Genomic DNA, 12,271 nt, shown 5'->3' with positions numbered 1-12,271 from the left:
CGCCGGTGGAGGGAAAGGGGGTGGAAGTGGAGGGGAAGGAAGGGGACGGTGGGGGAGGAATTGGGGGCGATTTTGTTGTGGAGTGGGGCAAAGTGGGATAAAATGGCGGCACCGGTTACGAAACGCGTGAATAACAACGAACAAAGGAGGTGTCCATGGCTGGGCTCAATGGCGAATATCGTCATAAGCTCGATGCCAAGGGGCGTCTGTCTTTGCCGTCGTCTATTCGCAAGCTTCTGACCGAGGAAACCCAAATGGTCGTTGTTCCCGATGCGCGAAACGAGTTTCTGTCGGTGTATACCAACGAAGCTTTCGACGTATGGATCGACACCTTGTTTGAGAAACGCGGTGGCTTTGACCCCAACAAGCGTGAGCACATGTTGCTGAACAGCATCCTTCGTGGCAATGCGACTCCAGTGACCATGGACTCTGCGGGCCGCATCACCTTGCCGCAGAGCTTGCGCGAGCGCGCGGGCATCGACAAGGAAGTCACCCTGGTTGGCGCTGGCAGCCACTTCGACATTTGGGATACCACGCGTCGTGAAAACCTGCTGGCGAGCATCGATCTTGATGCCCTGCTCTATTCGTAGGAGTTCTGACGTGGAAGAAATGACAAACCAATACAGGCATACACCGGTCCTGCTTGCCGAGTGCCTCGAGCACTTGAACCTTAAACCGCAGCACACGTTCGTGGATTCAACGCTCGGCGGAGCAGGGCATTCTTCCGAAGTCGCCAAACGGCTTGGGGAGGGCGGCCTTCTTATCGGCATCGACCAGGACGAAATGGCCTTGGCTGCCGCCAAGAAGCGCCTCTCTTCGGCTTCCGCCGAAAATGCATGCGAGGTCATGCTGCTTCGCGGAAACTTCGGCGACTTGGATGAATTGCTGGTGGAAGCGCAGGTCCCTGGAATCGATGCGATTCTATTCGACCTCGGCGTTTCCTCGCCGCAACTCGACCTCCCGCAGCGTGGCTTCTCGTTCAGGGAAGACGCCTTGCTGGACATGCGAATGGACCCGGGTAGACAAACCATAACCGCAGCAGAGCTCGTCAACACCTTATCCGCAGCAGAGCTCACCCGGATCATTCGCGACTACTCCGACGAGAAGTGGGCGAGTCGCATTGCGCAATTCATCGTGGAGCGCCGCGAGAGCCACCCCATCGAAACGACGGGCGAACTCGTGGACATTATTAAAGCGGCCATTCCCGCTTCGGCGCGTCGCGCTGGCGGGCATCCCGCCAAGCGAACGTTCCAGGCGCTTCGCATCGAAGTGAACGGCGAGCTTACCGTGCTTCGTCGAGGTCTTGATGCCGCCATTCGGTGGTTGAATCCCGGCGGTCGAATCGCGGTCATCAGCTATCACTCCCTGGAAGATAGGGCGGTGAAGGAAGCTTTCGCCGAGCATTCGAAGAAATGCACATGCCCTCCCGGTTTTCCGGTGTGCGTGTGCGGTGCGAATCCCGCGTTGAAAGTGATTACTCGCAAACCCATTCTGCCCACCGAGGCGGAAATTGAAGTTAACCCCCGCGCCCGCAGCGCCAAGCTGCGCGTTGCGGAAAAGATCAGATAGGCGCTCTGGTGCCTAGATGGTCGATACGCCGACTGTAAACGCAGCCTAAACACAGAAAGGAGGCAGGCATGAGACAATACGATTCATACCGCGCCTCCCAGCCGGCCTATGTCCATGGTTCTGCCGCGCCCGATTTGCGCAGGCAGGGCACCCCCGATGTCAATGTTATGCCCGGACGCCGCAATGGCGTCAATCATGCCGGTGTGCCCGAGAGCATTTTTGGCGTGGTGGGCGTTGTATTCGCCGTGGCGATCGTGATCGCGGTTTTCGCATGCGCTCGCGTGCTTCTTTCTGCGGCGAGCGTAACCACGACCATTGCAACCGACGAGCTTTCCACACAAATCGCCAACGAGCGCACGCTCGGCAACGATCTTGAGGTGCAGCAGAGCCAGCTTTCCAACTCCACGCACATTCGCTCCGCGGCCGAGGGCCTCGGCATGGCGGCGCCTGCCGCTACCGAAAGCGTCGAGCTTGGCGCCGACGTCATTGCGACCGACGCTTCGGGCAACCTTTCGCTTTCCGGAAGCTTGTCTTCTATGGCAAGCCAAGGCTAGGTGCGCTTCGTGTCTCGCGACGCGCGCCGTCAGGCGCCGAAATATTCCTTCGGCTCAAATCGCTTTAGGGTGCTCCTGGTTTTTTTTGGAATCGCCCTTTTGTTGCTTGTAGGACGCCTCGTTCAGCTTCAGATTATTCTTGCCGACGATTACAGCACCCAGGCCGCCAATTCGCGCACGGTGTCGGTCGAGCTCTCGCCTCGTCGTGGCACGATTTACGACCGCAATGGCAAAGTGCTCGCCTCCGACGTGCAGGCGACGACCATCTATTGCAATCCGAAAGAAATCACCGACGTGAAAGGCACGGCCGAGAAGCTCGCCGGCGTGCTCGGCGGCGACGCGTCCATCTATGAAGGCCCCCTTTCGACCGAAAACACCACGTTCGCATACGTGAAGCGCAAGGTTGACCAGGATAAGGGCGAAGAGGTAAAAGACCTCGGCCTCGATGGCATCTATTTCCTTGACGACATGAAACGCGTGTACCCGTATGGCAGCACCGCGGGCCAAATTCTTGGTCTGGTCGACGTTGACGGCAACGGCCAAACCGGTCTTGAGCTGTATTACGACAGCATTTTGAAGGGCGAGCCGGGCAAGCTCGTGCTGCAACAGGGCGCATACGGCATGCCGATTCCCGGCGGCACCGAGGTCGACGAGCCCGCCAAAGATGGCCAGGATATTATTCTTTCCATCGATATCGACATGCAGCAATATGTCGAAGAGCGCCTTGCGCAGGGCGTGAGCGACATTGGCGGCGAAGACGGTTCGGCTGTGCTTTACGACGCCGATACGGGTGACATTATCGCCATCGCCTCAACGCCGTATTTGGACCCCTCCGATCGCAGCAACATCGAAGAGGGCGCCACATCGGTGAAAGCCATTACCACGCAGTTCGAGCCGGGCTCCATTTTCAAGACCGCATCGTTCTGCGCGATGCTCGAGGCGGGCGGCATTACCGCCCAAACGACGGTGGACTGCCCGGTGTATCTTGAGGCGGACGAGTATAAAATCTCTGACGCCCATGAACGCGCTGCAACTACGATGACCGCGGCCGAGGTGCTCGCCCAATCGTCGAACGTCGGCACGTCGCTTCTCGTGCAGCAGCATTTGGGTTTCAACGGCTTGTATGACAAGATTCGCAAATACGGCCTCAATGATGCTACGGGCGTCGACTACCCCGGTGAAGCCGAGGGCTATTTGACCAACGTGAGCACATGGTCGCTCATCCAGTCGTACAACGTGACGTTCGGCCAAGGCATTTCGCTGAGCCCGCTTATGATCACGCGTTTCTATGGGGCCATCGCGAATGGCACGGGCGTTGCCCATACGCCGCATTTCCTTATCTCGAAGCCTTCTTCGGGAGAAGAGGTCACGTGGGATAGCGAGCAGATCATCGACAACACCGACGTCATCGCTCCGCTTACGGACATGCTGGAAGGCGTTGTGGAAAACGGCACGGGTAAGACGGCCGCTGTTGAGGGCTATACGACGGCGGGCAAAACCGGTACGGCGGAATACGCCGACGATTCCGGCTCCTACGTGAAGAACATGTACAACCTCGACTTTGTTGGTTTCCTGCCAAACGCGACTTCGAATCTGGTGTGTTTTGTCGGTGTGAACCATGTGCCTTACGATCGAAATACGTGCGAGGTGTTTAAAGATATAATGACCGAAGCAAGTAGCCGATATAAAATCGCGCAGAAGTAAACGCCGCCTTCGTGCGGCGTTTTGCCTGATTAAGCGATTCCGTTGAGGTGGATTGAATGGAACTCGAAATAGGACGTGTAATTGAGGCATGCGATGCTCGCGTGCTCGTGGAACCCGTGAGCCGCGATGTCGCAGCCTTGGGCCTTACGTGGGACTCTCGCGAGGTGAAACCGGGCTTCGTGTATGCGGCCATCGTTGGCGAGCGCGTCGATGGACATGCATTCGCGGCTTCCGCGATTGAAGCGGGCGCCGTCGCGGTGCTGTGCACGCGCGAGCTTGACGATGCGGCGCTTGAAGCGGCCCGTGCCGCCGGCGCTTGCGTGCTCATGGTCGCCGATGCAGCGGAAGCGATTGCCGAAATCGCCGCTGCATGGCGCGCAATGCTTTCCGCCACGGTGATCGGCGTCACCGGCTCGGTGGGGAAGACCACCACCAAAGGCCTCGTGCGCGACATCCTTTCTACGAAATATGAAACCTGGGCGACGAAGGGCAACTTCAACAACGAACTCGGCGCCCCCTATACGGTGCTTACGGCGCCCGCGTCGACCCAGATGCTCGTCGTCGAGATGGGTATGGATCGCCCAGGCCAAATCGCGCACCTTGCCGCCATGGCGAAGCCGAGCTTGGGCGTCGTGTCCATCGTGGGAACGTCTCACTTGGAGTATCTGAAAACGCGTGACAACATCGCGCTCGCGAAAGCGGAGCTGCTCGATGCGCTGCCCGAGGGCGGCTGGGCGTTTTTGAATGCCGGCTGCGATAAATCGGCGTTTATGGCAGAGCATGCGCGCCTTCTTCAGCGCGGCGTGAATGCTTGCGCGTTCTCCGCGCTCGGCGAGCCTGATGCCTCTTTGGGCGCATGGGCTGCCGACAGCGCCGTGTGGGCCGAAAATGTCGTTATTGACCCCGAAGGCCGTCCGCGGTTCGAATTGTGCGCGCGTGGCGCGCTTGTGGGCGGCGAGCGTTGCCGCGAGCAGGTTGCGCTTTCTTTGCGTGGCGCGCAAAACGTTTCGAACGCATGTGGCGCCGTGGCGGTATGCATGGCGGCGGGCATGGAATTTTCCGAAGTCGCAGCAGCCCTTGCTCAGGCTCAGCCCGAATCGGGCCGTGCCGAACTCGTGCGCGCGAAGTGCGGAGCCGTGGTGTTCAACGACGCCTACAACGCTGCTCCCGAATCGATGTGCGCCGCTCTTGCCACGCTTGCGTCGTATGAGACCGCGGGTCGTCGCATCGCGGTGCTCGGCGATATGGGCGAGCTCGGCGTATCGAGCGTCGAGGGCCACGCGAAGGCCGGTCGCGCCGCGGCCGAGGCGGGCATCGATGTGCTCGTGTGCACGGGCGACCTGTCGCGGGGCATGGCTCGCGCCGCTGAAGAGGCCGGCATGCCGCATGAACATATCGTCTGCGTGAACGATGCCGACGAGGCTCTCGCCTACGTTTCAAAAACCATTTCCGAAGGCGACGCCGTATTGGTGAAAGCCTCGCACTATATGGGCCTTGATCGAGTCGTTGAAGGGATCATCGAATAATGCTGAGCTCGCTGTTTTCCGCATACCCGTCGTTTCTAGTGTTTCTGGGCTTCATCGTCGCCACGGCTTTGACCATGGCGCTCATGCCGGCTTGGATTCGCCTGCTTACCCGCACGCATATTGGCCAGCAGGTGCGCGCCGACGGCCCGCAAAGCCACTTGGTGAAGCAGGGCACGCCTACCATGGGCGGCGTCATCATGCTCATTGCCATTGTGATTACCGTGCTTTTGGTGGTGCCTCCTTCGTGGGGCTTCGTCGCGGCGCTTCTTGCGACGCTGTGCACCGCGGCTTTGGGCCTGTTCGACGATGCCGAAAAGGTCATCCATGAGCGCTCTTTGGGCTTGACGCCTAAAGGCAAGCTCATCGGCCAGTTCGCCATCGCCACGCTGTTCACGCTTTATGTCGTGAATTGGCTCGGCATTGCCCCCACCGTGCAAATCCCGTTTTTGCAGCCGTGGGATTTCGGAGTGCTCACCACGTCTATCCCGTGCCCCATCTGCCCCGATGGCTCGCTTGATATTCCCTGGCTGTACCTCGTGTTCTGCTATTTGCTTATCATCGGCATGTCCAATGCGGTGAATTTGACCGACGGCCTCGATGGCTTGGCCGCCGGAACGGTCATGGTTGTCATGATCGTCATGGCCGCCATCGCGTATCGCGAGAATATGCTTCCCATGGCCGTGTTCGCCGCCACCATGGCGGGCGCATGCGTGGGCTTTTTGTGGTTCAACGCGTACCCGGCCGACATTTTCATGGGCGACACGGGGTCGCTCGCGCTGGGCTCGGCGCTTGCCTGCATCGCCATCATCACGAAAACCGAGGTGTTCTCGCTCATCATCGGCGGCCTGTTCGTCGCCGAGGCGTGCTCGGTTATTCTGCAGGTCGTGCATTACAAGCGCACGAAAAAGCGCTTGTTCCTTATGGCGCCTTTGCACCACCACTTCGAGAAGAAGGGCTGGAGCGAAACGAAGGTCGTCATTCGATTCTGGATTGTTTCGGGCGCGCTTGCTGGTTTCGGCTTCGTGCTGTTCTTCATTCAGCCCATCGTCATGGGCATGGTCGCTTAAACGCCGACGGAAAGGGATAGTGTCATGGGCGCTTCTATCATCGAAGGAACCAAGGCCGCGCCAACGTGTTGGGGCGACGTGCTTATTCTGGGTTTGGGCAAGAGCGGCAAGGCTGCTGCGTCGTATTGCCTGAATTTGCTCGGTGGCCGCGTGAAGAGCGTGACCATCGCGGCTGGCGAGAAAAACGATGCCGCGCTCGGGTTCGCCGCGCACTGTGAGACGCTTGGCGCTCGTGTGGTGTTCGATATGTATACGTTTAAAGATACCTATGACGTGTGCATCGTAAGCCCGGGCATTTCCCAGTTCTCCCGTTTCTACGAAAACGCGAAGGCAGCTTCGACTGAGGTTATTTCCGAGGTGGAATTCGCCTGGCGCGAGAGCCCTGCGGATAGTCGTTGGGTTGCCGTGACGGGAACCAATGGCAAAACCACTACCACGTCGCTTATCACGCATATTTTGAAGTGCGCCGGCGAGCGCGTTGCCGCCGTGGGCAACATCGGCAATACGTGCATCGAAGCTGTGGGCAACGGCGAGGCCGACGTGTATGTGTGCGAGGCGAGCTCGTTCCAACTGGCGAGCTGCCAGGCGTTCGCGCCCGAGGTCGCCGTGCTGCTCAACATCACGCCCGACCATCTGTATTGGCATATGACGTTTGAGGCGTATGCCGAGGCTAAAAAGCAGGTGTATGCGAACCTGGGCAAGAATCAGGGCACGCTCGTCATCGACGCAGTATGCGATGTGACGCGCGATTGCGTGAAGGAATTCAAGAACGATTCCAAACGAGCTTTCGGCTACATTCCCGTAGGGTGCGCCGCGGGCATCGACCATTCCATGAGGGAGGCATGCGGGTCTGAAAACGCCGCATTCCTCGACGGCGATATGCTGCGCGTCGATTTCAAGGGCGAAGAAGTTGAACTCGTGGGCGAAAGCGAGCTTCTGATCAAGGGCGAGCATAACGTGTCCAATGCGCTTGCCGCGGCTGCTGCTGCGCTTGCGTGCGGCGTTGACGCCGCCCAGGTGCGCGAAGGCCTCGTGTCCTTTAAGCCTCTCGAACATCGCTTGGAGCCGTGCGGCGAAATCGGCGGCGTGAAGTTCGTGAACGATTCCAAGGCGACCAACGTGGACGCCACGCTGAAGGCGCTTTCGGCGTTTGCTCCCCACACCGCCATTTTCTTGCTCGGCGGCAACGATAAGGGAACCGACCTTGACGAGCTCGTTGAAGCGTGCGATGCAAAATGCAAGGCCGTGGTGTGCTTTGGCGCGGCGGGCGAGCGCTTCTTCGATGCGTTCGCCAATGCGGACGTGAAGCATGTTCGCGGCGAGCATATGGAAGACGCGCTCGATACGGCGATTTCTATGGCCCAATCTGGCGACGAGGTCGTGCTTTCTCCCGCTTGCTCGTCGTTTGACGAGTTCGATTCGTTCGAGCATCGCGGCAAGGTGTTCAAACAGCTCGTTGCGTTTCGCGCCAGCAATGCCCGCTAGGTTGTAGCTGGTGGCTCGAGCGACGCATGCCGGCTCGTCTGCCGGCTTCCCTGAATTGAATAAAAGAGGCAGCGCGCGGGGCGGCGTGCCCGCCGACATCATGATGCCGCGCTTGGGCCTTCTGGTCGCGGTTGTTCTGCTTGTGCTCATCGGCATCGTCATGGTGTTTTCGGCGTCGACGGTTGAGGCGATTCACAATGGCGAGTCGGCAACCTCGTACGTTGTGAAGCAGGCGATATTCGTCGTGCTCGGCTCCGTTCTTGCCCTGTTCGTGTATACGCGCGATTACCGATCGCTGCAGGGCGGCCCCTTCTTTTGGGCGTTTTGGGGCGTATGCGCCGCTCTGCTGCTCGCCGTCCCTGTTATTGGCACGAATATCCTGGGCGCCACGCGATGGATTTATATCGGCGGTTTCAGCGTGCAGCCGACGGAATTCGCCAAAATCATGCTCGTGGTGGCTGCGGCGAAGGCGCTTCTTGAATATCGCGATCAGATTCGCGATTTGAAGCAGGCGCTCATTGCCGCTTTTGTGCTCGTCTTGCTCCCGCTTGCCTTTTTGTATAAAACGCAGTCGGACATGGGTTCGGCCGTCGTCATTCTTGTGGGCGCGTTCGTGGTTATGTGGCTCGGCGGGCTTCCTGGGCGTTTCGTCGCTGTGCTCGGCATAGCTGTCGTGGTGGCCGGCGTATTCGGCATCGTTGGATATCGCGCCGACCGCGTTTCAGTGTGGCTCGACCCATGGAGCGACCAGTACGACACGGGCTACCAGATGATTCGTTCGTTCTTCGCGTTTTCCGAAGGCGGCATTCTGGGCGTTGGCTTGGGCAATTCACGCGAGAAGTTCCTGTATTTGCCCGAGGCTGAAACCGACTTCATTTTCTCGATTATCGGCGAGGAGCTCGGCCTTGTCGGCGCGCTGTTCGTCATCGCGCTTTTTGTGGCGGTGCTCGTGTGCGGTTTGCTTATCGCCAAGCGAGCCAGCGACGATTTTGGCACGATGATCGCCGGCGGCCTTACCTGCATGCTTGTAGGGCAGGCGTTTTTGAATATGGCCTGCGCTACGGGATTGTTCCCCACGACGGGCAAGCCCCTGCCGTTCATTTCGTCGGGCGGATCGTCGGTTGTGGCGTCGCTTTTGATGGTGGGCATCATCATGTCGGTTTCGCGCGTGGCGGGCGAAGAGGCGCTTACGCCGCATCGCGCGAGCGCCGAGCGACGTCGAGCGAACCTGAGCTATATTCGCGTGGAAGACGAGCCACCGGCGCGTTCGCGTTTCTCTTCGGCCGAATCGGCGCCCATCGCCGAGCCCCCGGCTCGTTCGAGGCGCTCTCATGGCGACCCGTTTGGCGGCGTCATGGCCCCGCGCGGCGGCGCATCGAGAAGCGCTTCGCGAGGCTCGTCTCGCCCAGAGGGAAATGCTTCTTTAGGCTCGCGGGCGGCGCGACGCCATGATTCTGGAATGGAACGCGGCGCCAATCGTCGCGGCAGCGGAAGGAACTCACGATGAAATTCGTTCTTACGGGCGGCGGCACGGCCGGCCACATCAACCCCGCTCTTGCGCTGGCTGAGATTTTGCAAGAATGCGGCCACGAAGTGTTTTTCGCTGGGACGCCGCAGGGCGTTGAGGCGCGCTTGGTCGGTCAAACCGACATTCCGTTCGTGGCTTTTGAGGCTTCGGGGTTCGATCGCGAGCGTCCCCATACGCTCGTTACCTCTTCGCTGAAAATTTTGCGCTCGGCCCGCAAGGCGAAGGCGTGGATGTGCGAAGTTCGTCCCGACGCCGTTGTCGGCTTTGGGGGCTACGTGTCCATTCCGGTGGGCATGGCGGCCGAGCAGCTGAACGTGCCGGTGGTCGTGCATGAGCAGAATTCCGTCATGGGCATGGCGAATAAATTCTTGGGCAAGAAGGCCGCTGCCGTCGCGCTCACCTATGAGGTTGCCGGCAAAGACATCGCCGACGCATCCAAGCTCATTGTCACGGGCAACCCGGTGCGTTCTTCGGTGCTTTCCGCTACGCGCGAACAGGGCAGGGAAATGCTGGGCATTCCGCAAGATGCCACGATGCTGCTCGTTTTCGGCGGTAGCCTGGGCGCACGCCATATCAATGCCGCCATATCGTCGCTCAAAAAGCAGTTGCTTGCGATTGATGGGTTGTACGTGGTGCATATCACGGGGCCGAAGGAATATGAGGCGACGTGCGCAGAGCTCGCTTTGACCGATGAAGAGGCTGCTCGCTGGATCGTGATGCCGTATCAAGACCGCATGGCGGAAACCCTGCGTGCGGCCGACTGCACGATTTCGCGCGCAGGCGCCACGTCTCTCGCCGAGATTTCGGCGCTGGGGTTGCCCGCCTTGCTCGTGCCGTTTCCCCATGCGGCCGAAGACCATCAAACCACCAACGCGCGCGCGTACGTTGAGCGCGGCGCGGCGGAAATGATGGCCGATTCCGAGCTCGATAGCGAAGAATTCGCGAACAAGGTGCTCGCTTTGGCGACCGACGCGGATTTGCGCGATCGCATGCGCGCTGCCGCTGCATCGTTTGAGACTGAAAACGCCGCAGCGAAATTGGCTGATGTTGTGGTTGATGCGGCGATGCGTGGCGCGCTGCGATAGAATAACCGATTGCTGAAATACGGGGCGCTTATGCGCCCGTTCGGTTCGAGGAGGCATGAACAAATGACGGATAATTGCAAACGCGTGCATTTTATCGGCGTTGGCGGCGTGGGCATGAGCGGTATCGCTCGTGTCGCAGCCGATGCGGGCATGCGCGTGAGCGGCTCCGACATGAAGTCGTCGCGCTATACCGACGACCTCGTTGCCGCCGGCATTCCTATTTTCATCGGCCACGATGCCAAGCATGTGACCGACGACATCGATGCCGTGGTCATTTCTACCGCCATTCCCGAAACCAACCCCGAGCTTGTCCGCGCGCGCGAGTTGGGCATCGCCGTATGGCATCGCGCCCACATGCTTGCCGAGCTTGGCCGCGGCAAGAAAACGCTTGCGGCTTGTGGCACTCATGGCAAAACCACGACGTCTTCGATGCTCGCCACCGCGACCGACGCATTGGGCCTTGAGCCCACGTTCGTCGTGGGCGGCATTGTTGACGCCTATCACACCAATGCCGTTTCGGGCAAGGGCGAATATTACGTTGTTGAGGCGGACGAGAGCGATGGGTCGTTCTTGAACCTGTCTCCCTATGTCGCGCTCGTCACCAATGTCGAAGCCGACCACTTGGATCATTACACGGGCGGCATCGAGGAGATTCGCGCGACGTTTCTGCAGTTCATGCAATCGGTGCCCGAGGAAGGCGCCGTTGTCGTGTGCGGCGAGGATCCCAAGCTCGTGGAGCTCGCCAAGAAAAGCGGCCGCCGCGTGGTTGCCTATGGCTTTGGCGAGGGCTGCGACACGCGCATTTCGAACTATCGCACGCATGGCGTGGGCTCGCTGTTCACGCTCACGTTCGTCGATGGCACTACGGTCGATGTCGAATTGAAGTGCAACCCCGGCATCCATAACGCGCTCAATGCCGCAGGCGTGATTTCCGTTTTGTGGGCGCTTGGCGAAGACGCCGCTGCGGCCGCTGCATCCCTTTCGAATTTCCAGGGCGTTCGTCGCCGTTTCGACCTGGTGGGCGAGGCGCGCGGCGTCACCGTCGTTGACGATTATGCCCATCATCCCACCGAGATCAAGGCAACCCTGGCCGCCGCTGCCGCGCTCGATTTCAAGCGCGTGGTCGTGCTGTTCCAGCCTCATCGCTACTCCCGCACCGAGTCGCTCGCGGGCGAGTTCGGCGAAGCGTTCAACGATGCCGATGAGCTCGTGCTCATGGATGTTTACGCGGCGGGAGAGGATCCTATCGAAGGCGTCGATGGCAGCCTTATCGCCAACGCCGTGAAGCAGAACGGCCACGTTGCTGATGTGACATACGAGCCGAGCAAGGAAGCAACGCCGGCGCTGGTCGCCTCGAAGCTGAAAGAGGGCGACCTGCTCATCACTATGGGCGCCGGCGACGTGACGACGTTCGGCAAGAAGATTCTCGCCGAGCTTTCTCGCGAAGAGGCTTAGCATCGCCATGATGCGGAGCCTTGCACGGCTTTTGGGCGACGAGTTTTCGGGCTTCGTGCTCGAAAATGAGCCGTTGAGCCGACATACCACCATACGAATCGGCGGTCCCGCGGCCTTGTTCATCGAGGCGGGCGATTTGCGTTCGCTCGCTTTTGCGTGCGATGCATGCCGCGAGCTCGGCATTCCTTGGACGATGTTTGGCAAAGGTTCCAATCTGCTCGTTTCCGATGCTGGTTTTGATGGCGCGGTCATCACCCTGGGCGCCGGGTTTGCGAAGTGCGCATTCGACGTCGAGTCG

At 59.8% G+C, this 12,271-nt stretch carries 10 protein-coding genes and 1 pseudogene; all 11 read left to right on the top strand.

The genetic code is table 11. The features are described 5' to 3' along the window. Positions 1–155 precede the first annotated feature (155 nt). On the top strand, positions 156–590 hold the full coding sequence (locus ACWI8T_RS05390; RefSeq protein ID WP_114615971.1) for a division/cell wall cluster transcriptional repressor MraZ: 435 nt from the start codon (positions 156–158) through the stop codon (positions 588–590). 19 nt (positions 591–609) lie between these two features. Next, on the top strand, positions 610–1,569 hold the full coding sequence (gene rsmH / locus ACWI8T_RS05385) for a 16S rRNA (cytosine(1402)-N(4))-methyltransferase RsmH (RefSeq protein WP_281668047.1): 960 nt from the start codon (positions 610–612) through the stop codon (positions 1,567–1,569). 68 nt (positions 1,570–1,637) lie between these two features. Further along, positions 1,638–2,123: a cell division protein FtsL gene (locus tag ACWI8T_RS05380; RefSeq protein ID WP_449138227.1), complete on the top strand. Its 486-nt coding sequence runs from the start codon at positions 1,638–1,640 to the stop codon at positions 2,121–2,123. A 102-nt stretch (positions 2,124–2,225) separates the two neighbouring features. Next, a complete protein-coding gene (locus tag ACWI8T_RS05375; protein ID WP_449138226.1) occupies positions 2,226–3,827 on the top strand; it encodes a peptidoglycan D,D-transpeptidase FtsI family protein in 1,602 nt (533 codons plus the stop codon). Between the two features lie 56 nt (positions 3,828–3,883). Continuing rightward, positions 3,884–5,353: a UDP-N-acetylmuramoyl-tripeptide--D-alanyl-D-alanine ligase gene (locus tag ACWI8T_RS05370; RefSeq protein ID WP_449138225.1), complete on the top strand. Its 1,470-nt coding sequence runs from the start codon at positions 3,884–3,886 to the stop codon at positions 5,351–5,353. Then, positions 5,353–6,420, top strand: a complete 1,068-nt coding sequence (gene mraY / locus ACWI8T_RS05365) for a phospho-N-acetylmuramoyl-pentapeptide-transferase (protein ID WP_449138224.1) — start codon at positions 5,353–5,355, stop codon at positions 6,418–6,420. The genes ACWI8T_RS05370 and mraY overlap by 1 nt, the downstream gene beginning before the upstream one ends. A 24-nt stretch (positions 6,421–6,444) precedes the next feature. Beyond that, on the top strand, positions 6,445–7,905 hold the full coding sequence (gene murD / locus ACWI8T_RS05360) for a UDP-N-acetylmuramoyl-L-alanine--D-glutamate ligase (protein WP_449138223.1): 1,461 nt from the start codon (positions 6,445–6,447) through the stop codon (positions 7,903–7,905). A 10-nt stretch (positions 7,906–7,915) separates the two neighbouring features. Then, the gene (locus tag ACWI8T_RS05355) at positions 7,916–9,412 is read left to right on the top strand and encodes an FtsW/RodA/SpoVE family cell cycle protein (RefSeq protein WP_449138222.1); all 1,497 of its coding nucleotides are present in this window, start codon (positions 7,916–7,918) and stop codon (positions 9,410–9,412) included. Beyond that, complete coding sequence (gene murG / locus ACWI8T_RS05350; protein ID WP_449138221.1) at positions 9,409–10,518, top strand: undecaprenyldiphospho-muramoylpentapeptide beta-N-acetylglucosaminyltransferase; 1,110 nt, start codon at positions 9,409–9,411, stop codon at positions 10,516–10,518. The genes ACWI8T_RS05355 and murG overlap by 4 nt, the downstream gene beginning before the upstream one ends. Before the next feature lie 63 nt (positions 10,519–10,581). After that, complete coding sequence (gene murC / locus ACWI8T_RS05345; RefSeq protein WP_449138220.1) at positions 10,582–11,973, top strand: UDP-N-acetylmuramate--L-alanine ligase; 1,392 nt, start codon at positions 10,582–10,584, stop codon at positions 11,971–11,973. A 7-nt stretch (positions 11,974–11,980) separates the two neighbouring features. Then, positions 11,981–12,271, top strand: a pseudogene (locus ACWI8T_RS05340) (UDP-N-acetylmuramate dehydrogenase); the annotation flags it as partial.

It is taken from the genome of Slackia sp. (assembly GCF_977041755.1).
Note: the sequence above shows the minus strand (reverse complement) of the source record. Positions and strands in the feature narration are given on the sequence as shown.

Coding starts and splice junctions, on each gene's coding strand:
- ACWI8T_RS05380 (WP_449138227.1), top strand. CDS start 1,638: ATGAGACAATACGATTCATACCGCGCCTCCCAGCCGGCCTATGTCCAT.
- mraY (WP_449138224.1), top strand. CDS start 5,353: ATGCTGAGCTCGCTGTTTTCCGCATACCCGTCGTTTCTAGTGTTTCTG.
- ACWI8T_RS05390 (WP_114615971.1), top strand. CDS start 156: ATGGCTGGGCTCAATGGCGAATATCGTCATAAGCTCGATGCCAAGGGG.
- ACWI8T_RS05370 (WP_449138225.1), top strand. CDS start 3,884: ATGGAACTCGAAATAGGACGTGTAATTGAGGCATGCGATGCTCGCGTG.
- murC (WP_449138220.1), top strand. CDS start 10,582: ATGACGGATAATTGCAAACGCGTGCATTTTATCGGCGTTGGCGGCGTG.
- murD (WP_449138223.1), top strand. CDS start 6,445: ATGGGCGCTTCTATCATCGAAGGAACCAAGGCCGCGCCAACGTGTTGG.
- rsmH (WP_281668047.1), top strand. CDS start 610: ATGACAAACCAATACAGGCATACACCGGTCCTGCTTGCCGAGTGCCTC.
- murG (WP_449138221.1), top strand. CDS start 9,409: ATGAAATTCGTTCTTACGGGCGGCGGCACGGCCGGCCACATCAACCCC.